Genomic DNA, 23,818 nt, shown 5'->3' with positions numbered 1-23,818 from the left:
GCACTGAACTGGTCGGCGCCATGGGCGTGGCCGGGGCGGGCGGCGCCGAGCAGGACGAAGCCTGCGCGGTGAGCGCTGCCCAACAGATCGGCTTGACCACACAACGCAATTAACCCGGAGGATCACACATGAAACGGTTGAAAATCACCTTGGCGGCCTTGGGCCTGAGCGCTGTTTCGAGTGTCGCATGGGCGGCGGGTAACCCGCTGAGCGTGCACGTACTGAACTTGGAGAACGGCTTACCGTCACCGGGCGTTAACGTCACCCTCGAACAGCACGTGGGCCAGAACTGGCAGATGCTGAGCCAGGGTGTGACCAACGAACAAGGGCGTATTGGCGAACTGTTCCCGGCCCAGCAGTCGCTTAAAGCGGGCGAATACCGCGTGGTGTTCAAAACCGGCGAGTACTTCAAAAAGGCCGGGCGTGACACCTTCTTCCCGGAGATTCCGGTGATCTTCGAAGTGAAAAACGCCGACCAGCACTACCACATCCCGCTGCTGCTCAGCCCTTACGGCTTCTCGACGTATCGCGGGTCGTAGGCCACACGCAGTTAGTGTGGGAGCGGGCTTGCTCGCGATGGCATCACCGCGGTTGATCTGAAAAACCGCATTGCCTTCATCGCGAGCAAGCCCGCTCCCACAAGAAATGTGCATAACCCCAAGTTATTCACAGCGCTGCGCAATCACCATCACATTGCGCGGCGTCAGGCTGCTGTCGCAAAACTCGCCTACGTGCACGTCATAACCGTGCTCTTGCAGGTACAACGCCCGGTCCAGCACCAGCCACAGTTCCAGCGGGCGACGGAACAGGCCGCGTACCAACTCCAGATTGCGCACGTGCGCCAACCGCTCCCAGCCCGCCGCTTCAAGCGCTGCCCAGTCTTCTGTCCCGGTTGTGGATAAGTTTTTCAACGCCGCGAGGTCTTCGCAGTACTGGGCAAACGGCTTGTTCAACCAGGCGCTGGGCAGCGAGGGTGTGGATAAGTATTCATCGCACTGGCGCAATTGGCGTTGCAGCCCATCAAACCCCAAACGCCGTGCCATCGATTCATCGCGCTGACGCCGCACGCGGCTGCCGGCGGTCACGGTTTCGCTCATCGGCAAGCTCAGGTCTTCCAGCGATAACTGCAAAGCCGAGGCCTTGGCGGCTGTGGATAACGCCGTGTAGTGCGGCGCACTGATGCGGTTGTAGCAGCACGGCGAAAGGGCAAGTTGTGCACAGCCCGCCGCGCTGGCCAGTTGCAGCAGGCGCACGTGCAAGTCGCCGCAGGCATGCAGGGCCACGGGGGTCATGCCGGGTTGCAGTTCAAGCGTCGCCATCACGTCCTGTTGCACATGCCGGGCATTGAGCCGATGCCGCTGACTGAGCGCCAAACCGGCCTCGACCAGCGCCGGGTCGTATTCCAGGCACGTCAGTTGTTGCTCTGCGGTTATCAAGCGGCGGCCCAAATGGCCTTTGCCTGAGCACCAGTCCAGCCAATGCGTGGGGTTTTGCTTAAAGGTCAGGCTTTGTGCGAAGGCTTCAATTTGCTGCCATTTGCGCCCCGGTACATCCACCTGCAAGCGCGGCGCGGCTGGCGCCAGAGCCTGAACGGGTAAACGCTCAAGGCGGCTCAGTGCAAGGGCGGTGGCTGCCAGTGCCGTAAACGGTGCGGGGGCGCCTAGCTGATGAGGCTGGTTATGGCTGGCTTCAGCGTCGTGCAACGAGCGCTGGCGCAACCACTGGGACAGTTCAGGATGGTGGGCTTCCCACGGCATATTCAGCTGCGTGAATGGCCGTGGGCGCCACAGCGACTGGTGCTCACGTAAAAACGCGTCCAGTGCCTCAAAGCGGGCGAGCAGTTGCTCGCCCTCAAGGTTAACGGCCTTGGCAGGCATCGACGCGCAACCAGCGCTCCAGCAGTTTGAACCCCTGGATCAGCACGAACGACATGACCAGGTAGATCACCCCGGCGATCAGGAACATGTCTACCGTCTGGTAGTTGCGGGCGATGATGGTGCGGGTCATGCCGGTCAGTTCCAGCAAGGTCACGGTACTCGCCAGCGAGCTGGCCTTGAGCATCAGGATCACCTCGTTGCTATACGCCGGCAGGCCGATGCGTGCAGCACGCGGCAGCACGATGTGCAGCAGGGTTTTACCGCGTGACATGCCCAAGGCACGGGCCGCTTCGATTTCACCCGGCGGGATGGCCTGGATCGCACCGCGCAGGATCTCGGCGATGTAGGCGGCCGTGTGCAGGGTCATGGTCAGTACCGCACACCAGAACGGGTCGCGCAGGTATGGCCACAACACGCTTTCACGCACCGCTTCAAATTGCCCCAGCCCGTAATACACCAGAAACAGCTGGATCAGCAGCGGTGTGCCGCGAAAGAAAAAGATATAGCCGTAAGGCAGCGAGCGCACGTACCACAGCTTGGAGGAGCGGGCGATGCCCAGCGGAATGGCCACGATCAAACCGGCGATGACCGACAGTGCCGTCAGCTCCAGCGTCAGGGTCGCGCCCTGAATCAGCTTGGGCAGCCACTTGATGAAGAGTTCCCACACCTGCATTACGTTCTCCTCACGAAGCCGCGTGCGGCGCGTTTCTCAAGCACGTGCAGGGTGCCCATGGCCAAGATGGTCAGGCCCAGGTACATCACGGCAGCCACCATGTAGAAGGTGAAGGGGTGTTTGGCGAAGGTCACGGCGTTTTGCGCCTGACGCATGATTTCTTCCAGACCGATGACCGAGACCAGCGCGGTGTCTTTCATCAGGATCATGAACAGGTTGCCCAGGCCGGGCAGGGCGATACGCCACATTTGTGGCAGCACCAGCTTGGTGAAAATGCGCGGCTTGGACAGACCCAATGCCATGCCCGCTTCGCGGTGGCCTTTGGGGATGGCCAAAATGGCGCCACGAAACACTTCGGTCGCATACGCGCCAAAGCACAGACCCAGCGCGATAACACCGGCAGCGAAGGCGCTGAGGGTGAGGTCGGGCATGCCGATCAGTTCGCCGAGGCCGCGTACCGCATTGACGCTGCCGAAGTAAATCAGCAACACCCAGAGCAGTTCCGGCACGCCGCGAACCAGCGTTGAATAAGTGCCACCGAGCCATTTAAGCGGCTTGTACGGCGAAGTTTTGGCCAATGCACCGAGCAGACCGAGCACCAGGCCCAGACACAGCGCAGTGAGTGCCAGTTTGACGGTCATCAGTGCGCCAGCGGCAAGCGCCGGGCCGAATCCGTATAAATCGATAGTCATGGGTTAGGCAGGCTTTGCTAGGGACCGGCGCTGCGTAAGGCAGCGCCGGTCAGGCAGGTCAGTAGATGCTGAACGGGAAGTACTTGTCGTTGATTTTCTTGTAGGTGCCGTCTTCAACGATTTGCTTGAGGGCGAGGTTCAGCTTGGCGCGCAGTTCGTTGTCGCCTTTGCGCAGAGCAATGCCAACCTTGTCGTCTTCATTGACCGGCTCACCCTTGAACTCATAAGCCTGGCCTGCCTCGCTTTTGAGCCAGTCGTAGTTAGCGTATTTGTCAGCCAGCAATGCATCGACACGGCCCGAGATCAGGTCAAGGTAGGCGTTTTCCTGGGTGTCATACAAAGAAATTGTCGCATCTGAACCCACTTTTTCATCGAGCCAGGTTGCGGCCTGGGTAGAACGCTGGGTGCCTAGTGCTTTGCCCTTGAGTGAAGCGATGTCGGTTTTGAAATCAACTTTTTTTGGAGCAATGAACTGCTGTTTGTTGGAGTAGTACGGGTCGGTGAAATCGACCGCTTGCTTGCGCTCGTCAGTGATCGACAGTGACGACACGATGAAATCGAACTTTTTGGCATTCAGCGCCGGGATGATGCCGTCCCAATCGGAGGTGACGATCTCGCACTCGGCTTTCATCTTCGCGCACAGGGCCAGGGCGATATCAGGGTCAAAACCGACCACCTCGCCACTGGCGTTCTTGTTATTGAACGGAGGGTAAGCGCCCTCAATACCGACTTTGTACTTATCAACAGCCAAGGCATTAGCACTGAACACCAACGTGGCGGCAGCAGCCAGGAGAAGTTTTTTATAGTTCTGCATTCGTATTGCTCCGTTAGCGATTGCTGGACATGAATTGTTTGCAGCGCGCTGAGACCGGGTTATCAAACACCTGGTCAGGCGATCCTTGCTCTTCGATCAGGCCTTGGTGCAAAAACACGACTTCGCTGGACACCTGACGGGCAAAGCCCATTTCGTGGGTGACCATGAGCATAGTGCGACCTTCCTCGGCGAGCGCGCGGATCACACTAAGTACTTCCTGGACCATTTCCGGGTCAAGGGCTGATGTGGGCTCATCGAACAGGATCACTTTAGGTTGCATGGCCAGCGTGCGAGCGATAGCGGCACGTTGCTGCTGACCACCGGACAGTTCCGACGGGTAGGCATGGCGTTTATCAGCGATGCCTACCTTGGCCAGCAGCGCTTCGGCCACTTCGATGGCTTCGGCCTTGCTCTGGCCCAGCACGCGGCGTGGCGCCTCGATGATGTTGTCGAGGATGGTCATGTGCGGCCACAGGTTAAAGTTTTGAAACACAAAACCCAGTTCACTGCGCATGCGGTTGATTTGTTTGCCATCGGCAGCAACCAGCTCGCCCGATTTGGCTTTTTTGAGTTTGAGCTCTTCACCGGCAACGAGGATCTGGCCCTCGTGCGGGTTTTCCAACAGGTTGATACAGCGCAGCAGAGTGGACTTGCCGGAACCGGAAGAACCCAGGATCGAGATCACGTCGCCGTCGCGTGCGGTCAGCGAGATACCTTTAAGTACCTCAAGCTCTCCGTAGCGTTTATGCAAATTGCGGATTTCAAGCGCGGGCGTGGCCAAAGCCATGTGCGGTCCTCATTGTGTTCGGGTGCGATCCTGCTATTGGGCGGCCTTCCTGGCGAGGGCCAAGCTAGCATAGGGTCGCCAAGGCAACCAGCCGCACCACCAGCCCAAAAGGCACGAGTGTGGTCGTTTGTCGCATCGCGATAGAAGACTGTCGCGCCGACAACAACCAAGCCCCGTATTTTGCCGTTCGGCCAGAGAGGTGTCGCGTAAAAAAGGTCGCGATGTTGCCAGTTTTGGCCCTGTGTTGGAAGCACGAACCTACTAAAGGTCAAAGATGCGCACCGGTTTAGGGCCAGATGGGTAGATTTGCTTTTTTTTGGTGCGCGAGTTTCCCTGTAACTGAGTGTTACGGTAACAAATAGGCAAAAAGCCATTACGCTCAACAGGTTACAAACACATCGCAAATGCCTTACAGGCCGCACAAACCGTGCACCTGTCACATTTTGGCTCATTTATTGCGTAAATAATTCTAAACGCTCCGTTGGTTACTTTTTACGAGAAGGTAATCAAGCGCGGCGCTCGGAATGGCTTTCACTGCAAAGGTAGTCCCAATGAGCAATACACAAACCTCTAACGGCCTGGAGCAAGGGCTCAAGCCACGGCATGTGACCATGCTGTCTATCGCGGGGGTCATCGGTGCCGGCTTGTTCGTCGGCTCCGGACACGCGATTGCCCAGGCGGGCCCTGCCGTGCTGCTGGCCTACGCCGCAGCAGGCACGTTAGTGGTGTTGGTGATGCGCATGCTGGCCGAAATGGCCGTCGCCTCGCCGGACACCGGTTCATTCTCCACCTACGCCGACCGTGCAATCGGGCACTGGGCCGGTTTCACCATCGGCTGGCTGTACTGGTGGTTCTGGGTGTTGGTTATCCCGCTGGAAGCGGTGGCGGCCGGCACTATCCTGCATGCCTGGTTCCCGGGCGTGGAGATCTGGGTGTTTACCCTGGTCATCACCTTGTTGCTGACCATCACCAACCTGTTCAGCGTCAAGAACTACGGCGAGTTCGAGTTCTGGTTTGCGCTGGTCAAAGTGCTGGCGATCGTGGGCTTCATCGGCTTGGGCCTTGCGGCCATCTTCGGCCTGCTGCCCACCAGCGGCGTCAGCGGTGTGTCGCACCTGGTCGACACCATCGGCTTTATGCCTAACGGCATGGGCGCTGTATTGGCCGCCATGCTGACCACCATGTTCTCGTTCATGGGTACCGAAATCGTCACCATCGCGGCGGCGGAATCCAAAGACCCGAGCAAGCAAATCACCAAGGCCACCAACTCGGTGATCTGGCGGATTGGCTTGTTCTACCTGGTGTCGATCTTCATCGTTGTGGCCCTGGTGCCATGGAACGACCCAAGCCTGGCCAGCGTTGGCTCTTATCAGACTGCACTGGTCAGCATGGGCATCCCGAATGCCAAGCTGATCGTTGATATTGTGGTTCTGATCGCGGTCACCAGCTGCCTGAACTCGGCGCTCTACACCGCTTCGCGCATGCTCTTCTCCCTGAGCAAACGCGGTGACGCACCGGCCGCGGCCAAGCGCACCAACGCCAGCGGCACGCCTTACTGGGCCGTCATGATGTCCACCGGCGCAGCCTTCGTGGCCGTGTTCGCCAACTACGTGGCGCCTGCTGCGGTGTTTGAATTCCTGCTCGCCAGCTCTGGCGCCATCGCGCTGCTGGTGTACCTGGTGATCGCGGTATCGCAACTGCGCATGCGTAAAAAGCGCATCGAAAAGGGCGAGAAAATCGAGTTCAAAATGTGGTTGTTCCCGGGCCTGACCTGGGCGGTGATCGTGTTTATCGTGGCCATTCTGACCATCATGCTGTTCCAGCCAGAGCATCAGGCTGAAATCATGGCCACCGGCCTGTTGAGCATTGTGGTGGTGGCGGCGGGCCTGTTGGTCACACGTCGTCGCAGTGCAGAGAAAGCGGGGGCATCGGTACTTAACTGAGGCCAGGACGGCCCTCAACGTTGAGTCCAGCAAAAGGCCGCCATCGTTCGCGATGGCGGCCTTTTTTGTGGGCGTTACAACCGTGGGCGATCAGTTGATTTTAGGCACCGTAAAGCGGAACTCGCTGCCTTCGCCCGGCGTACTCTCGGCCAGCAACTGGCCACCGTGGGCCTTGATGATGCCCTGTGAGATGTACAGCCCAAGGCCTGTGCCCGTGGCGTTGCCTTCTTTGGCCGTCCAGTAACGGTCGAAGATATGCGGCAGTTGTTCGGCGGGGATGCCTTTGCCGGAGTCACGCACGCTGAACACGATGTCATCGCCGTTGGACATGGCCGCCACCACGATTTTGCCGTCGGCCGGGGTGAACTTGATCGCGTTGCTGATCAGGTTGGACAGCACCTGGAACAAGCGCTCAGGGTCGGCGTGAATCTGCAGGTCGGGTTCGGCGTGAAAGGTCAGCTCTACCTGCTTCTCGCTCGCCAGCGGCATTAGCAGCGACAGAGCCTCTTCAAATATCTGCGTCACGTCCAGAGACTGCGCCGAGATCGTGTAGCGGCCCGCCTCGATCTTGGAGGTGTCGAGCAAGTCTTCCAGCAGGATGTTCATGCGGCTGCTGGCCTGCTGCATGGTATCGATGGCCGTGGTGATGCGTCTGGATGCGTGCGAGCCGTCGCTGCTGAAGGTCTTTTGCATCATCCCGCAGAGCATCGAAATGATCGTCATGGGGTTGCGCAAGTCGTGGGATACCACGGCCACCAGCTCGTCCCGTGCCCGCACCGCCTGTTGCTCGCGACGCACCTGGCGGGCCAGGTCGTTTTCCAGCGCTGAGCGCCTCAGGTCATTGGCGGCGAACAGGTCGCCATGGCTCCATTTGGTCGAAATGCCGTCCATTTCGACTTTCCACAGCTCGAACGAAGTCCGCGGGCTCAGGCGCAAACCGGTCTCGCTCGACTCCAGATTGAGCGGCTTTCTCGGGTCGCCGCTCCAGGGAATGCTCTCTTTGACCTCGGTGCGAAACCACAGCACGCCATTGTCCACGGGCTTGGGCAGGCTCATGGCCAACAGGCCGCTGGCAATGTCCTTGTAGTCTGCTGCCGGGGCAAACAGCGTGGACAGGTTATGGGTGGAGAACACGGGCGCATCGTTCTGTTTGAACCATTGGTACAGCTCACGAATCTGCTCGGGCTTGGGGCATTGGCCATAACGGTGCAGCACGTTGTCTTCAAGAATGGCCACGCCGCTGGCCTGGGTCAGGTCCATGAGCAAGGCGTGTTCTTGCGCCAGGCCGTCAAAGACGTTTTCCGGGCCTTGCACCATCGCGCTGTTGAGGCGCACCAAGGCGTCCATTTTGGCTTCACGTTGGCGGCTGATCTCCAGGGTTTGCAAGGCGCTGATTTGCAGCGACAGCACCTGGCCGATGGTCTGGCAGGCCATGCGCAGCTCGTGCGGCACGTGCAGCGGCGTGCGGTGGCCGCAACTGATCAACCCCCACAAGCGGTCACCATCCATGAGCGAGATGCTCATCGACGACAGCACGCCCATGTTCTTCATGTACTGGCAGTGAATCGGCGACACACTGCGCAATGTCGCCCCGCTGAGGTCCAGCGGTTGCTGCGTGTCGGGGCGCAGCCGGGGCACCAGCTCAACCGGTGTGTAGTCGGCATTCGGGATAATGCGCAACCAGTGCGTGCGGTACAGCTCGCGCGCCTGCTCCGGAATGTCCGAGGCCGGGAAGAACATGCCCTTGAACAGCTCCATCGACGGCGACGAGGCCTCGGCGATCACCTGGCCGTGGCCCTCTTCCTGGAAGCGATAAATCAGCACCCGGTCATACCCGGTCAGCGCCTGGATCTCCTTGACGCAAATGTCGTACAGCGCAGGCAGCGTCTTGGCCGCTTGCAGGCTTTGCAGCACGCGGCTCAGGTTGCGGATCTTGGCCATGGTGCCCACCAGCGCAGCCTGATCGGGCTTTAACTCAAGCTCCAGAATCAGCAGGCCATTGTCTCTGTGCAGCAGACCTTCATAGGCAATGCCTTGCAGAGTCAGCTCCAGGGGCGGCACATCGACCTGCCCGGCGAACTGCGCCGCTTGCTCGACGATGGTCGACGCGTGCGGGCCGGTAAGGGTCGCCAGCGGCTGATCCAACAGCGCAGCCGGTGCCAGGCCGAACAAGTTTTCGACGTTGGCGCTGATCTGCTGGATGTGCAGGTCCGGCTCGGACAAGGTCAGCAGCAGGCCGTGGGGCTGAATGGCGCCCGGAAAGCGAATCGGCTCGTCGGCGCAATTGGCCAACAGGGTTTCAAAGGTTTGCGTATCTAGTGGGGTCATAACAACACCTCCTGGCGTTCGAGCCAGCGCTCGAAACAGCTAAAAGTGGAACAGGCAGCCTTGACGGCTTCATCGCATCCTTGGGCGTCCAGCGGAACGTCGCTTAGAAATTCCAGAAAAGACTTCCACTGGCGGCCAGTGGCTTCGCCATACACGTAAAGAAAAGCGCACCCGTTGTGGGCGTCCAGGCCCAGGTGTTCAGCGATTCGTTTACGCAACACATTGCCGCCCAAGGTTGCCCCTTCAAGCACATACAACACCCCAAGCACGCTGCCCTGGCTGTTCATGGCCGGCAGGGTAGGGCACTGTGCCAGGGTGCCGGGGTTGATGTTCAAGGCCTGGAGGTCTTGCTCCAGAGCGGGGGTCTTGAGCCTGGCGTGCAGATCAAAGCCCGGCGGGATCCATGCACTGTGTGAGAGTGCGTCTTCTATCGCCTGATAAAACCCGTAATAGGCTGCCAGTAAACGTGTGTAGAGCCCCGTATCAAGGCTGTCCGAGAAAAACGGCAAGCGCTTCTCCAGGGCGACATGCAGGGTGTGAGTACCAGAACGTAACTCGGTCAAAACCGAAGGCAGTGATGGGGTAAGCGTGTCATGTGGCATGCGGTGTTACGGGGCTCTCTGTGTGCGCTTATGAATAGGCGCTCATGTCTGTTTGAATGCGCCGTGTGTAAAAAGTGCAATTATTTTGCTAGCAGGTTAGCAGTTGGTTTTTTGTAGGAAACGTCTTAACTGCACACAGGAACGTTTTTTTTGTCGACAGAGAGGTACTCATGCTCGAACTACGCCCCAGTTGCGAATGTTGTGATTTGGACCTGCCGCCAGACTCTGCTCAAGCACGGATTTGCTCGTTCGAATGCACGTTTTGTGCGACGTGCGTTGAACAGAAACTGGGAGGCATCTGCCCTAACTGTGAAGGCGAGCTGTTGCCCCGCCCGCGACGCCCCGCGAGCAAACTCGCAAACAACCCGCCGTCGACGGCACGGGTATACAAGCCCGACGGGTGTTTTGCCCGGTGAGGTTTAAGTGCTAGAGGCCTCGATCAGTGCTTGCTCGCGGTCGGTTTCAAAAAGCTCGTTAGCAACACTCTTAAAGTGGGAGCGGGCTTGCTCGCGATGGTCTTCAGAGCGCCTCATTCAGTCGCAAAAGACGCGTCATCGTTAACGATCATCGCGAGCAAGCCCGCTCCCACAGAGGTAGAAATCGCTTAAGTGAACAGTGTTGCGCTAAGTGTGGGCATGCCCAAAAACTCCAGCAGTACCGGGTCGCGCACAAATTCGCGTGGGCTTTTATTCAACGCGTAACAGGGTGCGGTAATGGGTCCAGCTCAATTCGGTACGCACTGCGTTCCAAATTGGAAATCCTTGATAGAAGCCGCGCATGTGACGCAAGTTGCGTTCGTCAAAGCCTTTGCCAAACCCGAGTGTCAGGGCCTTTTGCCGTGCCTGGCGAATCAGTTCACCCAAAGAACCCAGCAAGGGCGCTAAATCGGAGTCGCAAGGGACAGGTAGCGGAGGATTCATTGTTATTGCCGCGCATTGACCTAAAGAGCCAATGAGGATGTCACTGCCAATTCGTATTAGCTGCTGGTTTTTTGTGGGATATCTCTCTGATTTGACGGTGAAAATATTGGATTGGCGACACTCTGTAGGAGCGAGCTTGTCTCGCGATCTTTTGATCTTGGGATTCGCTCGCAGAGGCAAGGCAGGTGTTTACGCGTCAGGGATCAGCGAGTCGACCGTCGCTTTGGCCGCGCGCAGGGCGTGGCACAGCAGGAAGGCTTGATGGGCGTCGATCAGGGCGGTGCCGGTGGCTACGGCGTCCAGTGAGTGAGCGGCGGCAGACAGCAGTTCTGAGGCGCTGTGCAACGCATCGGCAGCGGGGATGTCGGGCGTGACGCTGAATAGCAAATGGTCGGGACCGGTTTCATGGAAAGCGAGGGCGGTGGTGTGGGATTGGGTCATGTATTTCTCCAACTTTTTGAGTAAGAGCTGACACGATCCTTCCTACGGGATTGGGTGGCAGCCATGTGCGGGGTAGGAATTCCGGGAAAGTTGGCACCCGGCCAGACCGAAGTCTGCCCGCACACAGCTGCCATAGAGCGTTATCTCAGGCATAAAAAAACGCCGGAGATACAGTCTTGGGCGCTACGCGCCAACTTTTATCGGGTTCCTACACCCGGCCACGGGATTGACCGCGACGCAGCGGACTCTAACGTTCACACCCGCTATTGGCAATAGGCCCAAAAGCCCCTCACCCCAACCCTCTCCCGGAGGGAGAAGGAGCTTTACCGAGGTGTTTTCAGATTCTGCGCAGTACCGTCAGCGTGCAGAAAGCCTTCAGCATCCCCCAATCAGTTCCTTCTCCCTCCGGGAGAGGGCTAGGGTGAGGGCGCTTTAAAGGAACACACCCGCCCCGGCATCCCCGCCGCCAATTCCCCTTGTCGTAACCACTGCAACGCAATCGGCCACAAGCTGCCTTGAAAACGGCTATGAAAAAACGCGAAATGCCCAATGGCCGCTTCGCCGATTTCTTGGGGGTCTATGCGCAAGTGCGTACGCGGGCTGGCGCTGAAATGGCTCAGCAGGCGCTCAGTGGCTGCCACTGTGCCAAAGGGGTCGTCGCTAAGGCTGATAGCAAGGGTGTTGGCCGTTACCGATGAAAAGGGCAGGGCAGCCCGTTTGCGTGCGCTGGGCAGCTGCTCGTAGCGCGTGCCCAGGCCGCACCAGTCGCTGACCACGCCTGCCGGGGTGTCTTCGAGCCAGCCCAGGCGTTTGCCCGGGAAGTAGCCGCACACCCGCGTCAGCAGCGGCATCACCCCATGCCATTTGGCGAGCATGGACCAGCGCTGATCAGCCGCATAGTCGCGCCAGTGGGCAAACTGCGCGCCCACCGTCACCAGATTGCGGATCACCGCCCCGGACGCCCCCAGGCCCGCTGCACAGCCGCCAAAGCTGTGACCGACCACATCGACAGGTTGGCCGGGGTATTCGCGCTGTGCGCGCTGGAGCAAGGCTTCAAAGTCGAGCGCGCCCCAATCCGACCATGAGGCTTTAAACCCGCGCAGCGACCCGGCACGTGAAACCCCGATGCCCCGGTAATCAAACAGCATCACGTCCAGCCCATGGCTAAACAGGTATTCGGCAAAGCGCGAGTAATACGTGCAGCGCACCGACGTCGCGGCGTTGATGATCACCACTGCCCGCGTCGGGTCGCCAGCGCCATGGCGCCACTCAATACCGCCCAGCACATAACCGTCAGCGGCGGGCTCGGTAAACGCCCGGCTGACAGGTGGGGTCAGCGCTGCGGTCAGTGCGCGCTCCGGGTGTTGCGCTCTTGCAGCACGCGCGAGGCCTCGACATAGGCTTTCTGGAAGGCCGGTGTTTCGATCCAGGCCACGGCGCTGTCTTCGTCATCGCCGTGAATGGCAATGCGGTACTCGATCAACAAGCCCATCAGGAAGTCCGTGGCGCTGTCTTCTTCCTCTTCGGAAATCACCAGCTCCAGCACCGGGTACTGCAGGAACACCGTGCACATCGCTTGCAGGTTAATGGCCTCGGCGGCCTTCATGACCTGGAACAGGTCTTCGTAATCGGCCGGGTCAAAACCGTTGTCGAGGATGTCCTGGAAGTTAAACGTGCTCAGATCGATTTTGACGTCATCGAACGGATGATCCATCAAGCTGCTGGCCGACGTTTTGGCCGGCTTGCCGATGCGGTTCTGCTTGGCCTTGGATTTGGCCCGCTGCGCATTCTTTTGCTGTTTTTTAGGCGATGACATTAAAAGGGTGTGTCCTTGCAGGCTGAAGAGAGGATTGAACCTCATCTCTTTGCAATCGCCAAGAGAGGTGGCGCTTACGGATAAAAATCGCGCGCAACAAAAAACCCGCACTAGGCGGGTTTTTTGTGTGCTTTGGCGTGGCGTGAACACCACATCAAAGCTGAATGTGGTGCCCAGAGACGGAATCGAACCGCCGACACGGGGATTTTCAATCCCCTGCTCTACCGACTGAGCTATCTGGGCAACGGGGCGCATTAGAAGCTTTTTCCGAGGATCCGTCAAACACTTTTTTCAAAAAAATTTAATTATTACCGTCGCTTACGGACCAAACCCTTTAAAACCGGGGTTTACTCGCTCGGCGGAACGTAGCCTTCTGCTTTGGCATATTCTTCACCGCTGAAGAACTTATCCATCTCGCCCTGCAAATATTTTCGATCTTCGGCGTTCATCATGTTCAAACGCTTCTCGTTGATCAGCAAGGTTTGGTGTTTTTGCCAGTCAGCCCAGGCTTTGGCCGAGACGTGGTCGAAAATGTCCTGACCTTTGGCGCCCGGGAATGGGGCGCGCTCGAGGGCGGGCAGTTCTTCTTTGTATTTGCGGCACATGAGGGTGCGGGTCATGAGGTCTCTCCTGCGTGGATTAGGTCGGCTGCACGTTTGAGCAGCTTCTTCACCGGGGCAGCAAGGCCCAGGCGCGGCGGGGTGGCGAGGTTATACCAGAGCCAGTCAGCCTCGGCCACGTGATGGCCTGCCTCCTGGACCTGGATCAACCAAGGCTCAATGGCCAGTTGGAAGTGGCTGAAGGTGTGGGTCAGGCCGGGCAGTTCGTGATGTTCGCCCAGGGACAGCGCGTGTTGCTGGGCCAGTGACTCGATGTCATTGAAGTCGTCCAGCTCGGGCAGGCTCCACAGGCCGCCCCACAAACCGGTCGACGGGCGGCGGTAAAGCAGGATCTCGCCGTCGGCGTTGGCCAGCATCGGCATCAGCGTGCGCTTTTGCGGGATGGTTTTGCGCGGCTTGGGGATCGGGTAGCGCGTTTCGAGGCCGAGCATGTGCGCTTCGCAGTGGGTTTCCAGCGGGCACAGCAGGCAACTGGGCTTGCTGCGGGTGCAGAGCGTGGCGCCCATGTCCATCATCGCCTGGGTGTAGGCGTTGACCCGGTCATAGGGCGTGAAGCGCTCGGCGGTGGCCCACAGCTGTTTGGCGACCTTGGGCTCGCCCGGGTAGCCTTCTTGCGCGGTAAAGCGGGCCAGCACCCGTTTGACGTTGCCGTCGAGGATCGGCGCGCGCAGGCCCATGCTCAGGCTGGCAATCGCCCCTGCGGTAGACAGGCCAATGCCGGGCAGTTCGACCAGCTTTTCAACGTCACGCGGGAATTCGCCGCCGTACTGCTCGACGACGATTTTCGCGGTTTTCTGCAAATTGCGGGCGCGGGTGTAGTAACCAAGGCCGGTCCACAGGTGCAGCACTTCGTCTTCGGGGGCTGCGGCCAAGGCTTCGACCGTTGGCAATGACGCCATAAAGCGGTCGAAGTAGTTGAGCACGGTGCTGACTTGAGTCTGCTGCAACATGATTTCCGAGACCCACACCCGGTAAGGGGTGATGCCCTGTTGCCAGGGCAAGTCGTGGCGGCCGTGGCGGTCATACCAATCGAGCACGGCACTTGCGAACTGCTCATCCCTCATCGTTTAAACAGCCCTTTGAGCGCGTCTTTGAGTTCGGGGCTGACTTTGTCACCGAGTTTTTCTTCAAGTTTCTCGCTCAGTTTGTTGCCGGCGGCTTTAACGGCGACTTTGCCCAAGCCTTCTTTGTCCAGGCGGCAGGCCTTGGCGCCCAGTTCCAGCGGGCCACGGCAGCGCAAAGGCAGCTCGATGCCGACGAAGTTTTTGCCCACCTGGCACGCCGGGTCGGGCATGGGGCGGGTGTCGCCTTCGATGATGATGCCAATGCGGTAGTCCATGCCCAATACGCGCAGGTCGATGTCGCCATCGCCTTTGACGCTCAGGCCGGGAATGCGCACCACCAGGTCCTGGTTGCTGGCCACGCCGTTACGGAATACCAGGCTGCCCTTGAGTTCGTTGAAGGGCGTGTCTTTGCCCAGCGGGGCGCCGCTCAGGGTTTTGCGGTTTAGCGTGGAGATGGCTTTGCACAGTTGCTGTTCAATGTTGGCATTGAGCAGCACGCCGTTGTTGAGGGCGAAGCTGGCGGTGCCGTTGAGGCTCTGGATCAGCGCGCTCTGGCTGTTGCCGCTGCCGGTCACGTTGCTGTTGAGGGTCAACAAACCGGTGACGGGTGATGTTTGCCCCTGGCTCTGGAGGATCTTCTCGACCGGCACACTGGTGATGCGGGTTTGCAGTTTGACCACCGGCAATACCGGCTGCACATTCAGGCTGCCGTTGGCGGCAAACGTGCCTTTGTAGAGGCTGCCGCTGAGGTTTTCGAGGGTCAGCACACCGTCTTTGCTGTTGGCTTTGAGCGCCGCATTCTGAATGGGCAATTTGCTCAGGGTCAGTTGGCCAAAGCTGATGTCGGCGTTCAGGTCCAGGGTTTTCAGACGCTCAACAGGGATGATCTTGGTGGTGCTCCAGCCGCTCTTGGTCGGTGCATCCGGCAGCGGGCTGTCACCCGAGGCGGTCAGTGCGCTGGCTTCGCTGCCTTGCACTTCGGCCTGACGCGCAGCCTTGGCGCCATTGGCTTCGGCTGATTTAGGCGGCAGGTAGCGATCAGCGTCGAACGTGTCGGCTTTGAGCTGAATACGCAGGGCTTGCTTGGCGAAGTCTTCGACGGCAATGCGGCCATTGAAGGTGCTGTCATCGAGGTTCAGCTTGAGGTCATCGAAGCTCACGCTAGTCGGCGTAGCGGAGAGCTGGGTGACCAGTTCGAACTTGCTCAGGCTGCCCGGCGCCATGGCAGGCAGGGTTTGGCCGATGCTGTCGAGGAACTTGGCCAGGTCGAGCTGGGCAATCGACAGGCCGCCGCTGATTTGCGGGGTTTTATCGAGGCTGTTGGCCTTGAGTTCACCGAGGGCGCGCAGCTGGTTGGCAGAAATCTTCAGGCTGCTCCATTCGGCGACGTTCGCTGCCATATCAACCAAAAGCTGGCCTGAAGCGGAGAAGTTCATGGTTTTGCCTTGCAGCGGCTCGCCCGAGGCTTCGCCCACGATCTTCATGTCTTCAAGCTGATAGCGCTTGAGCACGCGGTCAAAGCGCAGCTTGCCATCGAGCTCGGTCTTGACCCGCATCACCGGCTGGTTGGTGCCCAAAAAGGCGGTCAACTTGACCGGGATGCTGGTGGCCTCGTGAACCGGGCCGGTGCTCAGCTGGATGCTCTCGGCGCTGAACTGCTTGCCGGTCAGCTCGTCGCTGTATTCAACGCGGGCGTTGTTCACGGTCAGGCTGTCGATGTCGAGCTTGATCGGCTGGCTGGCGGTGTCTGCGGCAGCAGGCTTGGTGCTGTCGGTGGCGGCTGTTTCAGTGCCGGGCGCAGCGGGTGCAGGCTTGCCAATGTCTTCCCAGTTGCCGCGACCTTCTTTGTCGCGGGTCAGGTGCAGGTTCAGGCCTTCGACCCGAACGTCGCTCATTTGCACTTCTTTGCGCAGCAGCGGCAGCACGCGCACTGACAGGCCGAGCATTTGCAGGTCGGCAAAAGGCTGGTCGGGGGCTGTCAGGGTCGCCACGCTGGCGTCGTGCAGTTCCAGGCCAAGCCACGGGAAGAGGCTCCAACCGATGTCGCCATTGAGGGTTAGCTCAATGTGGGCTTTGTCACGGGCTATCTGGCGGATCTCGTCTTTGTAATCGTTGGGATCGAACAGGTGGCTGAGGGCAAAGCCCAGCGCCACGATGATCAGCAACAACCCGAGAAGCACCAGACCCAGGATTTTGCCGAACGCTTTCATGGGCGAGTCCTTGTAAGTCTGTTGTTAGGTGAGTTTCAAATTTAGCCGCTGAGTATAGCGCCACGCGATGACGGACTGGGGCGCGGATAGTGTCAGAACAGTTTGCGTATTAAAGACCGCATCAGCGAAGGCTTTGGCCTACGCTGAAGTGGTAATCTCCGTCCGTTTTCCAGGCCTTCCAGGGCGTAGTGTCTCGCCTTGATCTCAATCCTACAAAACGGCTGTGCGCTATACAGGCGCCAAAGTCGGGGGTTGAGCGTACTTGGGGAACATTCCATCCATGGGGGAGATAAAAATGACAACCAGTACTGTCGCGGGCAGCCCTGCCTCGCCACCTGCGTTTTTGTCCAAAGAACGCATCATCGCAAAACCCGGCTTCAACCGCTGGCTGGTACCGCCCGCCGCGTTGGCCATTCACTTGTGCATCGGCATGGCCTACGGTTTTTCCGTGTTTTGGCTGCCATTGTCCAAAGCGGTCGGCATCACCCAAGCGGTTGCTTGCGCGCCGGACATGAGTTTTATCGCGCAGGTGTTCTCATCGCAATGCGACTGGCCGATCTCGATGCTCGGCTGGATCTACACCTTGTTCTTCATCTTTCTGGGCTGCTCGGCAGCGGTGTGGGGCGGTTGGCTGGAACATGCCGGGCCACGCAAGGCGGGTGTTGTATCGGCATTGTGCTGGTGCGGCGGCTTGCTGATTTCGGCGCTGGGCATTTATACCCACCAGATCTGGCTGATGTGGCTGGGTTCGGGGGTGATCGGCGGTATCGGCCTGGGCCTGGGTTACATCTCGCCCGTGTCGACGCTGATCAAGTGGTTCCCGGACAAACGCGGCATGGCCACCGGCATGGCGATCATGGGCTTCGGCGGCGGGGCCATGGTAGGCGCGCCGTTGGCGACAGCGCTGATGGGGCATTTTGCCGGTCCGGATGGCGTGGGCGTTTGGCAGAGCTTTGTGGCGATGGCGGCGATTTACTTCGTGTTCATGATCGGTGGTGCCTTGTCGTACCGCGTGCCGCCGACCGGCTGGAAGCCCGCAGGCTGGACGCCTTCGCCTAACAAGGTGGCCAACTCGATGATCACCAAGCGCCATGTGCACGTGAGTGTGGCCTGGAAAACACCGCAGTTTGCTTTGGTGTGGCTGGTGTTGTGCCTGAACGTGTCGGCCGGTATCGGCATTCTGGGCATGGCCTCGCCGTTGTTGCAGGAGGTGTTCGCCGGCAAGTTGCTGGGCAATGATCTGTCGTTCAGCCAGCTGGACGCTGCGCAACTGGGCCAGATCGCGGCCATCGCGGCCGGGTTCACCGGCTTGTTGAGCTTGTTCAACATTGGCGGGCGATTCTTTTGGGCATCGTTCTCGGACTACCTGGGGCGTAAAAACACCTATTTTGTGTTCTTCGCGCTGGGCTTTGCGCTGTACGCGATGGTTCCCAACCTGGGGCATCTGGGCAACGTGTCGCTGTTTGTAGCGGCGTTCTGCATCATCTTGTCGATGTACGGCGGTGGTTTTGCCACGGTGCCGGCTTACTTGGCGGACTTGTTCGGCACGCAAATGGTCGGGGCTATTCACGGTCGCTTGCTGACCGCCTGGGCAGCGGCGGGCGTGCTGGGGCCGGTGTTGGTCAACTACCTGCGCGAGTACCAGCTGAGCATCGGGGTGCCGCGCGCGGCGGCCTATGACATCACCTTGTACATCCTTGCGGGCCTGCTGGTGCTGGGCTTTATCTGCAACCTGCTGGTGCGCCCGGTGGCTGACAAGTACTTCATGACCGACGCGCAACTGGCGGCTGAACAAGCGCTGGGGCATGACAAAGGCGCCGATACGACGACCTCGCTAGAATGGAAAGCCGCGCCGGGCAGCCGTCCCTTGACCATTGCCGCGTGGTTGGCGGTGGGCATTCCCCTGTTGTGGGGCGTGTGGGTCACGGTGCAGAAAACAGCGGTTCTGTTTCATTAAGTTGTAAAGCCTTTGCGTAGCAGCTGCCGAGCTCCGCGAGGCTGCGTCCGGCGGCAAAGCCGTCGTAAAACCAGGCAGTGCGGTGTTTCATATTGACCGTGGTCTCAGGTTTTACGATCGCTTCGCAATCGGACGCAGCCTCGCGGAGCTCGTCAGCTGCTACGCAGTTGTGTGTCTTGGGCGCATTACGTCAGTCTTATCACCCACCATGTTTCTGTTTGCCTGACCCGTGCCTATAATGGCCACCTTTTTCGCCCAATGATTTTGCGGAGCTGGTGATGGCCGAACGTAAGGCGTCAGTCGAGCGCGATACTCTGGAAACCCAGATCAAAGCCTCGATCAACTTGGATGGTACCGGTAAGGCCCGATTCGATATCGGTGTGCCTTTTCTTGAGCACATGCTCGACCAGATCGCCCGGCATGGGCTGATCGACCTGGACATCGAGTGCAAAGGCGACCTGCATATCGACGATCACCATACCGTCGAGGACGTTGGCATTACCCTGGGTAAAGCCTTCAACCAAGCGGTCGGCGACAAAAAAGGCATGACCCGCTACGGTCACGCTTATGTCCCGCTGGATGAAGCGCTGTCGCGCGTGGTCATCGACTTTTCGGGCCGTCCTGGCCTGCAAATGCATGTTCCGTACACCCGTGCCACCGTCGGCGGTTTCGACGTTGACCTGTTTCAAGAGTTCTTCCAGGGCTTTGTGAACCACGCCAACGTGACACTGCACATCGACAACCTGCGCGGCACCAACACCCACCACCAGATCGAAACCGTGTTCAAGGCTTTTGGCCGCGCACTGCGCATGGCGATCACGCTCGATGAGCGTATGGCCGGGCAAATGCCCTCGACCAAGGGCGTACTCTGATGCAGACAGTGGCGGTTATCGATTACGGCATGGGTAACTTGCACTCGGTGGCCAAGGCGCTGGAGCACGTGGGCGCCGGCCGGGTGTTGATCACCAGCGATGCCAACGTGATTCGCGAAGCCGACCGCGTGGTGTTTCCGGGGGTAGGCGCGATTCGCGACTGCATGGCTGAGATCCGCCGTTTGGGTTTCGACTCGCTGGTGCGTGAAGTCAGCCAGGACCGTCCTTTTCTGGGTATTTGCGTGGGCATGCAAGCCCTGCTCGACAGCAGCGAAGAGAACGGCGGCGTCGACTGCATCGGCCTGTTCCCGGGCCAGGTGAAGTTTTTCGGCAAAGACCTGCACGAAGAGGGCGAGCACCTCAAGGTGCCGCACATGGGCTGGAACGAAGTGCAGCAGAAGGTCGATCACCCGCTGTGGCATAACATTCCAGACCTGGCGCGCTTCTACTTTGTGCACAGCTACTACATCGCGGCGGGCAACCCTCGCCAGGTGGTGGGTGGCGGGCATTACGGCGTCGACTTCGCGGCTGCGCTGGCCGAAGGCTCGCGTTTCGCGGTGCAGTTCCATCCCGAGAAGAGCCACACCCACGGCTTGCAGTTGCTGCAAAACTTTGCGGCCTGGGACGGCCGCTGGTAATGGCGCCGCGCAAGCCGAAGCTGCCGATTCTCACGCTCACCCCAGAGCAAGAGAGCGAAGCCACCAGCAAAATTAAACGCTTTATGGAAGACCGCTTCGAACTGGACCTGGGTTCGTTTGAAGCGGCCGAAATCCTTGAGCTGTTCACTCGCGAAATCGCGCCGCATTACTACAATCGCGCGATTTTCGATGTGCAGACGCACCTCAAAGAGAGGTTCGAGAGCATCGAAAGCGACCTGTGGGCACTTGAAAAGAATTGATTTTCGAGTCACTGACTCCCGAATTTGAAGGTTTGCCAGATGCTGATTATCCCCGCTATCGATCTTAAAGACGGTGCCTGTGTACGTCTGCGCCAAGGCCGTATGGAAGATTCCACGGTGTTCTCCGATGACCCGGTGAGCATGGCCGCCAAATGGGTAGAGGGCGGTTGCCGTCGTCTGCATCTGGTTGACCTGAACGGCGCCTTTGAAGGCCAGCCGGTCAACGGTGAGGTGGTGACTGCCATCGCCAAGCGTTACCCGCACCTGCCGATCCAGATTGGCGGCGGCATTCGCTCGCTGGAGACCATCGAGCACTACGTTAAGGCGGGCGTGAGCTACGTGATTCTGGGCACCAAAGCAGTCAAGAACCCGGAGTTCGTGGCTGAAGCCTGCCGTGCCTTCCCCGGCAAAATCATTGTCGGCATGGATGCACAAGATGGCTTCGTGGCCACTGATGGCTGGGCTGAAGTCAGCACCGTGCAGGTCATCGACCTGGCCAAGCGCTTTGAAGCCGACGGCGTGTCGGCCATCGTTTATACCGACATCGCCAAAGACGGCATGATGCAGGGCTGCAACGTGGAATTCACCGCAGCCTTGGCCGCAGCCACGAGCATCCCGGTGATCGCGTCGGGCGGTATCCACAACCTGGGCGATATCAAAGCCCTGCTGGACGCCAAGGCGCCGGGCATCGTGGGCGCCATCACTGGCCGCGCCATCTATGAAGGCACCCTGGATGTCGCCGAAGCGCAAGCCTTCTGCGACAGCTACAAGGGCTGAGGAGAACCGCATGGCGCTGGCCAAACGCATCATCCCTTGCCTGGACGTGGATAACGGCCGGGTTGTGAAGGGCGTTAAATTTGAGAACATCCGCGATGCGGGTGACCCGGTCGAGATCGCCCGCCGCTATGACGAGCAAGGGGCTGACGAGATTACCTTTCTCGACATCACCGCCAGCGTCGATGGTCGCGACACCACGCTGCATACCGTCGAGCGCATGGCCAGCCAGGTGTTCATCCCGCTGACCGTGGGCGGCGGCGTGCGCTGCATTCAAGACATTCGCAACCTGCTCAATGCCGGTGCCGACAAGGTGTCGATCAACACGGCGGCGGTGTTCAACCCGGAGTTTGTGGGCGAAGCCGCGCAGCATTTCGGCTCGCAGTGCATCGTGGTCGCTATTGATGCGAAAAAGGTTTCACAGCCGGGTGAAACCCCGCGTTGGGAAATCTTCACCCACGGCGGGCGCAAGCCGACCGGGCTCGACGCGGTCGAGTGGGCGATGAAGATGGAAGGCTTGGGCGCCGGTGAGATCCTGCTGACCAGCATGGATCAGGACGGCATGAAAAGCGGCTTTGACCTGGGCGTGACCCGTGCCATCAGCGACGCGCTGGGCATTCCGGTCATCGCCTCCGGAGGCGTCGGCAACCTGCAGCATTTGGCCGATGGCATCCTGGAAGGCCACGCCAGTGCCGTGCTGGCCGCGAGTATTTTCCACTTCGGCGAATACACCGTGCCAGAAGCCAAGGCCTATATGGCCGAGCGCGGGATTGTGGTGCGCTAATAGCCTGGCCCTTCAGCGCCCGCAATGGGCGCTGATGTTTCATCGTTTGACCCAATCCGGCCACACGTCCAAAGGCTACTGGACAGCATGGTAAGCCCACGGCACTCTTTGCACACCATGGATTTGGGTAAACGTTATGTTTAAGCGTCTTTGTCTCTTGCTTGCCAGTTGCACGATGTTGCTGGTGAGTAGCGTGTTTGCGGCCCCGGCCGAGCGTCCAACGCTGGTGCTGCTGACTGAAAATTTCCCGCCTTACAACATGGCCAAAAACGGCAAGAACTTTGCGCAGAACCAGAATCTTGAAGGCATTGCCGTCGATATTCTGCGTGAAACGTTCGAGCGTGCAGGCGTCGACTACAGCATGACCTTGCGCTTCCCTTGGCAGCGTATCTACAACCTGGCGATGGATAACCCCAATTACGGGGTGTTTGTGACGGCGCGGGTGCCTGAGCGTGAACACCTGTTCAAGTGGGTCGGCCCGCTTGGCCCGGACGACTGGGTGCTGCTGGCGCGGGCCAATAGCCCCATCGAGCTGACCACGCTTGAGCAAGCGCGGGCCTATCGAATAGGCGCTTATAAGGACGATGTGATCGCCATGTTCCTGGAGAAGCAGGGCTACGCGCCGGTGATTGTGTTACGCGACCAGGACAACGCCAGAAAGCTGCAGGCCGGTCACATCGACCTGTGGGCCACGGGTGATCCGGCGGGGCAGTTTTTGGCCCGGCAAGTGGGTATTTCAGGGTTCAAGACGGTGCTGCGGTTTAATCAGGCTGAGCTGTTTCTGGCGTTGAACAAACAAGTGCCCGACGCCGTGGTCAGCAAACTGCAGGCCGCGCTGGATGAGCTCAAGGCCGAAGGCGAACTGGACAAAATCCGCGCCCGCTACCTCTGACCCAACCCCGGCTTCGCGATCTTTTGATCTTTAAAAAGATCGCGAGGCAAGCTCGCTCCTACAGAGTGTTTTAGCGATAAACCCCATTTTTGCCATGCGCGTCCATCGCCTGGTTGCTGCGCACGCCGATCATTTGTTTGATGTCGATCCAGTCGATGCCCTGGGCTTTGAGCGTGGGCAGTTCGCGTTCGAGCACGGCGAGGGTTTGCGGGTAGGGGTGGCCGATCATGACCACGGAGCCGTGGCTGCGTGCGTGTTTGATCGCGGTATTGAGCTGCTGGGTGATGGCGTCTTCGGTGCGTACGTTGTCCAGGAACACGTCCCGCGACACGCTGGCCAGGCCGATTTTTTGCGCCTCGGCCGCCGCAACCGTTTTGGCGCTGGTGCGGCTGTCGACGAAGAATTTGTGCCGCTGTTGCAACTCGCCCATCAACCAGGCCATCGCCTGCGGCTGAGCGGTCATGCGGCTGCCTTCATGGTTGTTGATGCCGCTGGTGTAGGGCACGGCCTTGAATGCCGCATCGAGGCGTTTGGCGAGTTCATCCAGAGGCAGGTCAGGGTGCCAGGCAAACGGTCCCGTTGCCGGGTCCATTGGCATGTGCAGAATGACGATTTTGCCGGCCTTGTGCGCCTCGCGGGCAAATTCAGCGGCGTGCGGGGTGTCGGGCATGATCGCCGTGGTCACCGGCCCCGGAAAGGCCAGAACACGCCGATCACGGGGCAGGTTTTGCCCCAGGTCGTCGATGATCAGGGTCAGGTAAGCCTTGCGCGGTGCCTCGGGGGCGATGGCAGGCGCCGCGTGGGCGGCGCCGCTCAGGCAGCAGAGCAGGGCGATGACAGACCAGAAACGCACC

General features: G+C 59.5%; 24 protein-coding genes, 1 tRNA gene and 2 pseudogenes. 11 read left to right on the top strand and 16 right to left on the bottom strand.

Going from position 1 to position 23,818, the window contains the following annotated elements; all coding sequences use genetic code 11:
• Both GHO25_RS26515 and uraH read left to right on the top strand, forming a co-directional pair.
• A pseudogene (locus tag GHO25_RS26515) lies at positions 1-113 on the top strand (heme-binding protein); the annotation flags it as partial.
• Between the two features lie 15 nt (positions 114-128).
• Entirely contained in the window at positions 129-539 is a 411-nt protein-coding gene (uraH, locus tag GHO25_RS10255) for a hydroxyisourate hydrolase (protein WP_153390724.1), read from the top strand.
• Positions 540-662: 123 nt separating this feature from the next.
• On the opposite strand, the gene GHO25_RS10250 is transcribed toward uraH, so the two are convergent.
• Genes GHO25_RS10250 through GHO25_RS10230 form a run of 5 tightly spaced genes read right to left on the bottom strand, consistent with a single transcriptional unit; the run spans position 663 to position 4,843 of the window.
• Positions 663-1,877: a methyltransferase gene (locus GHO25_RS10250; protein ID WP_153390723.1), complete on the bottom strand. Its 1,215-nt coding sequence runs from the start codon at positions 1,875-1,877 to the stop codon at positions 663-665.
• A complete protein-coding gene (locus tag GHO25_RS10245; RefSeq protein WP_048366818.1) occupies positions 1,858-2,550 on the bottom strand; it encodes an ABC transporter permease in 693 nt (230 codons plus the stop codon). Before GHO25_RS10245 ends, GHO25_RS10250 begins: the two co-directional genes overlap by 20 nt.
• Positions 2,550-3,242, bottom strand: a complete 693-nt coding sequence (locus tag GHO25_RS10240; protein WP_048366817.1) for an ABC transporter permease — start codon at positions 3,240-3,242, stop codon at positions 2,550-2,552. The genes GHO25_RS10245 and GHO25_RS10240 overlap by 1 nt, the downstream gene beginning before the upstream one ends.
• 58 nt (positions 3,243-3,300) lie before the next feature.
• Positions 3,301-4,056, bottom strand: coding sequence for an ABC transporter substrate-binding protein (locus GHO25_RS10235; RefSeq protein WP_153390722.1), 756 nt, complete (start codon positions 4,054-4,056; stop codon positions 3,301-3,303).
• 13 nt (positions 4,057-4,069) lie between these two features.
• Complete coding sequence (locus GHO25_RS10230; protein ID WP_048366815.1) at positions 4,070-4,843, bottom strand: ABC transporter ATP-binding protein; 774 nt, start codon at positions 4,841-4,843, stop codon at positions 4,070-4,072.
• A gap of 551 nt (positions 4,844-5,394) precedes the next feature.
• On the opposite strand from GHO25_RS10230, the gene gabP reads away from it, so the two are divergent.
• Positions 5,395-6,786: a GABA permease gene (gene gabP / locus GHO25_RS10225; RefSeq protein ID WP_153390721.1), complete on the top strand. Its 1,392-nt coding sequence runs from the start codon at positions 5,395-5,397 to the stop codon at positions 6,784-6,786.
• A gap of 90 nt (positions 6,787-6,876) precedes the next feature.
• On the opposite strand, the gene GHO25_RS10220 is transcribed toward gabP, so the two are convergent.
• Both GHO25_RS10220 and GHO25_RS10215 read right to left on the bottom strand, forming a co-directional pair.
• Positions 6,877-9,114: an ATP-binding protein gene (locus GHO25_RS10220; protein WP_153390720.1), complete on the bottom strand. Its 2,238-nt coding sequence runs from the start codon at positions 9,112-9,114 to the stop codon at positions 6,877-6,879.
• On the bottom strand, positions 9,111-9,716 hold the full coding sequence (locus GHO25_RS10215; RefSeq protein WP_048366812.1) for a biliverdin-producing heme oxygenase: 606 nt from the start codon (positions 9,714-9,716) through the stop codon (positions 9,111-9,113). Before GHO25_RS10215 ends, GHO25_RS10220 begins: the two co-directional genes overlap by 4 nt.
• Positions 9,717-9,886: 170 nt before the next feature.
• On the opposite strand from GHO25_RS10215, the gene GHO25_RS10210 reads away from it, so the two are divergent.
• Positions 9,887-10,132 (top strand): DUF1272 domain-containing protein, encoded by a 246-nt coding sequence (locus GHO25_RS10210; protein WP_153390719.1) that lies wholly within the window; start codon positions 9,887-9,889, stop codon positions 10,130-10,132.
• Between the two features lie 215 nt (positions 10,133-10,347).
• On the opposite strand, the pseudogene GHO25_RS10205 reads toward GHO25_RS10210, so the two are convergent.
• The 8 genes and pseudogenes from GHO25_RS10205 to GHO25_RS10170 form a co-directional block, all read right to left on the bottom strand.
• Positions 10,348-10,636: pseudogene (locus GHO25_RS10205) on the bottom strand (DUF1016 N-terminal domain-containing protein); the annotation flags it as partial.
• A 189-nt stretch (positions 10,637-10,825) separates the two neighbouring features.
• Positions 10,826-11,077, bottom strand: a complete 252-nt coding sequence (locus GHO25_RS10200; RefSeq protein WP_153330526.1) for a DUF3077 domain-containing protein — start codon at positions 11,075-11,077, stop codon at positions 10,826-10,828.
• 416 nt (positions 11,078-11,493) lie between these two features.
• Complete coding sequence (locus tag GHO25_RS10195) at positions 11,494-12,363, bottom strand: alpha/beta fold hydrolase (protein WP_178110051.1); 870 nt, start codon at positions 12,361-12,363, stop codon at positions 11,494-11,496.
• A 59-nt stretch (positions 12,364-12,422) separates the two neighbouring features.
• Complete coding sequence (locus tag GHO25_RS10190; RefSeq protein ID WP_153328034.1) at positions 12,423-12,893, bottom strand: hypothetical protein; 471 nt, start codon at positions 12,891-12,893, stop codon at positions 12,423-12,425.
• A gap of 167 nt (positions 12,894-13,060) precedes the next feature.
• Positions 13,061-13,136: transfer RNA gene (locus GHO25_RS10185), tRNA-Phe, on the bottom strand.
• Positions 13,137-13,240: 104 nt separating this feature from the next.
• On the bottom strand, positions 13,241-13,513 hold the full coding sequence (locus GHO25_RS10180) for an oxidative damage protection protein (RefSeq protein WP_048366799.1): 273 nt from the start codon (positions 13,511-13,513) through the stop codon (positions 13,241-13,243).
• Entirely contained in the window at positions 13,510-14,577 is a 1,068-nt protein-coding gene (mutY, locus tag GHO25_RS10175) for an A/G-specific adenine glycosylase (RefSeq protein WP_153390718.1), read from the bottom strand. Before mutY ends, GHO25_RS10180 begins: the two co-directional genes overlap by 4 nt.
• Complete coding sequence (locus tag GHO25_RS10170; protein ID WP_153390717.1) at positions 14,574-16,787, bottom strand: AsmA family protein; 2,214 nt, start codon at positions 16,785-16,787, stop codon at positions 14,574-14,576. Before GHO25_RS10170 ends, mutY begins: the two co-directional genes overlap by 4 nt.
• Positions 16,788-17,082: 295 nt before the next feature.
• On the opposite strand from GHO25_RS10170, the gene GHO25_RS10165 reads away from it, so the two are divergent.
• From GHO25_RS10165 to GHO25_RS10135, 7 genes are all read left to right on the top strand, one after another.
• On the top strand, positions 17,083-18,744 hold the full coding sequence (locus tag GHO25_RS10165) for an OFA family MFS transporter (protein WP_153333317.1): 1,662 nt from the start codon (positions 17,083-17,085) through the stop codon (positions 18,742-18,744).
• Positions 18,745-19,022: 278 nt separating this feature from the next.
• Positions 19,023-19,616: an imidazoleglycerol-phosphate dehydratase HisB gene (gene hisB, locus GHO25_RS10160; RefSeq protein ID WP_048366795.1), complete on the top strand. Its 594-nt coding sequence runs from the start codon at positions 19,023-19,025 to the stop codon at positions 19,614-19,616.
• A complete protein-coding gene (hisH, locus tag GHO25_RS10155; protein WP_048366794.1) occupies positions 19,616-20,254 on the top strand; it encodes an imidazole glycerol phosphate synthase subunit HisH in 639 nt (212 codons plus the stop codon). Before hisB ends, hisH begins: the two co-directional genes overlap by 1 nt.
• Positions 20,254-20,514, top strand: a complete 261-nt coding sequence (locus tag GHO25_RS10150; RefSeq protein ID WP_048366793.1) for a DUF2164 domain-containing protein — start codon at positions 20,254-20,256, stop codon at positions 20,512-20,514. Before hisH ends, GHO25_RS10150 begins: the two co-directional genes overlap by 1 nt.
• A gap of 39 nt (positions 20,515-20,553) precedes the next feature.
• A complete protein-coding gene (hisA, locus tag GHO25_RS10145) occupies positions 20,554-21,291 on the top strand; it encodes a 1-(5-phosphoribosyl)-5-[(5-phosphoribosylamino)methylideneamino]imidazole-4-carboxamide isomerase (protein ID WP_048366792.1) in 738 nt (245 codons plus the stop codon).
• Between the two features lie 10 nt (positions 21,292-21,301).
• On the top strand, positions 21,302-22,072 hold the full coding sequence (gene hisF / locus GHO25_RS10140) for an imidazole glycerol phosphate synthase subunit HisF (protein ID WP_048388931.1): 771 nt from the start codon (positions 21,302-21,304) through the stop codon (positions 22,070-22,072).
• Positions 22,073-22,208: 136 nt separating this feature from the next.
• Positions 22,209-22,964: an ABC transporter substrate-binding protein gene (locus tag GHO25_RS10135; RefSeq protein WP_153390716.1), complete on the top strand. Its 756-nt coding sequence runs from the start codon at positions 22,209-22,211 to the stop codon at positions 22,962-22,964.
• Between the two features lie 70 nt (positions 22,965-23,034).
• Here GHO25_RS10135 and GHO25_RS10130 read toward each other — a convergent pair whose 3' ends face one another.
• On the bottom strand, positions 23,035-23,817 hold the full coding sequence (locus GHO25_RS10130; protein WP_178110050.1) for a divergent polysaccharide deacetylase family protein: 783 nt from the start codon (positions 23,815-23,817) through the stop codon (positions 23,035-23,037).
• Position 23,818 lies beyond the last annotated feature (1 nt).

The sequence above is a fragment of the Pseudomonas sp. FSL R10-1350 genome (genome assembly GCF_009600525.1).
In the GTDB taxonomy this organism is placed as follows: Bacteria; Pseudomonadota; Gammaproteobacteria; order Pseudomonadales; family Pseudomonadaceae; genus Aquipseudomonas; species Aquipseudomonas helleri.
Note: the sequence above shows the minus strand (reverse complement) of the source record. Positions and strands in the feature narration are given on the sequence as shown.

Coding starts and splice junctions, on each gene's coding strand:
- hisF (WP_048388931.1), top strand. CDS start 21,302: ATGGCGCTGGCCAAACGCATCATCCCTTGCCTGGACGTGGATAACGGC.
- GHO25_RS10190 (WP_153328034.1), bottom strand. CDS start 12,893: ATGTCATCGCCTAAAAAACAGCAAAAGAATGCGCAGCGGGCCAAATCC.
- GHO25_RS10210 (WP_153390719.1), top strand. CDS start 9,887: ATGCTCGAACTACGCCCCAGTTGCGAATGTTGTGATTTGGACCTGCCG.
- GHO25_RS10215 (WP_048366812.1), bottom strand. CDS start 9,716: ATGCCACATGACACGCTTACCCCATCACTGCCTTCGGTTTTGACCGAG.
- hisA (WP_048366792.1), top strand. CDS start 20,554: ATGCTGATTATCCCCGCTATCGATCTTAAAGACGGTGCCTGTGTACGT.
- GHO25_RS10200 (WP_153330526.1), bottom strand. CDS start 11,077: ATGACCCAATCCCACACCACCGCCCTCGCTTTCCATGAAACCGGTCCC.
- uraH (WP_153390724.1), top strand. CDS start 129: ATGAAACGGTTGAAAATCACCTTGGCGGCCTTGGGCCTGAGCGCTGTT.
- GHO25_RS10165 (WP_153333317.1), top strand. CDS start 17,083: ATGACAACCAGTACTGTCGCGGGCAGCCCTGCCTCGCCACCTGCGTTT.
- GHO25_RS10235 (WP_153390722.1), bottom strand. CDS start 4,056: ATGCAGAACTATAAAAAACTTCTCCTGGCTGCTGCCGCCACGTTGGTG.
- GHO25_RS10170 (WP_153390717.1), bottom strand. CDS start 16,787: ATGAAAGCGTTCGGCAAAATCCTGGGTCTGGTGCTTCTCGGGTTGTTG.
- GHO25_RS10245 (WP_048366818.1), bottom strand. CDS start 2,550: ATGCAGGTGTGGGAACTCTTCATCAAGTGGCTGCCCAAGCTGATTCAG.
- GHO25_RS10150 (WP_048366793.1), top strand. CDS start 20,254: ATGGCGCCGCGCAAGCCGAAGCTGCCGATTCTCACGCTCACCCCAGAG.
- GHO25_RS10220 (WP_153390720.1), bottom strand. CDS start 9,114: ATGACCCCACTAGATACGCAAACCTTTGAAACCCTGTTGGCCAATTGC.
- gabP (WP_153390721.1), top strand. CDS start 5,395: ATGAGCAATACACAAACCTCTAACGGCCTGGAGCAAGGGCTCAAGCCA.
- GHO25_RS10180 (WP_048366799.1), bottom strand. CDS start 13,513: ATGACCCGCACCCTCATGTGCCGCAAATACAAAGAAGAACTGCCCGCC.
- GHO25_RS10250 (WP_153390723.1), bottom strand. CDS start 1,877: ATGCCTGCCAAGGCCGTTAACCTTGAGGGCGAGCAACTGCTCGCCCGC.
- GHO25_RS10230 (WP_048366815.1), bottom strand. CDS start 4,843: ATGGCTTTGGCCACGCCCGCGCTTGAAATCCGCAATTTGCATAAACGC.
- hisH (WP_048366794.1), top strand. CDS start 19,616: ATGCAGACAGTGGCGGTTATCGATTACGGCATGGGTAACTTGCACTCG.
- mutY (WP_153390718.1), bottom strand. CDS start 14,577: ATGAGGGATGAGCAGTTCGCAAGTGCCGTGCTCGATTGGTATGACCGC.
- GHO25_RS10240 (WP_048366817.1), bottom strand. CDS start 3,242: ATGACTATCGATTTATACGGATTCGGCCCGGCGCTTGCCGCTGGCGCA.
- hisB (WP_048366795.1), top strand. CDS start 19,023: ATGGCCGAACGTAAGGCGTCAGTCGAGCGCGATACTCTGGAAACCCAG.
- GHO25_RS10135 (WP_153390716.1), top strand. CDS start 22,209: ATGTTTAAGCGTCTTTGTCTCTTGCTTGCCAGTTGCACGATGTTGCTG.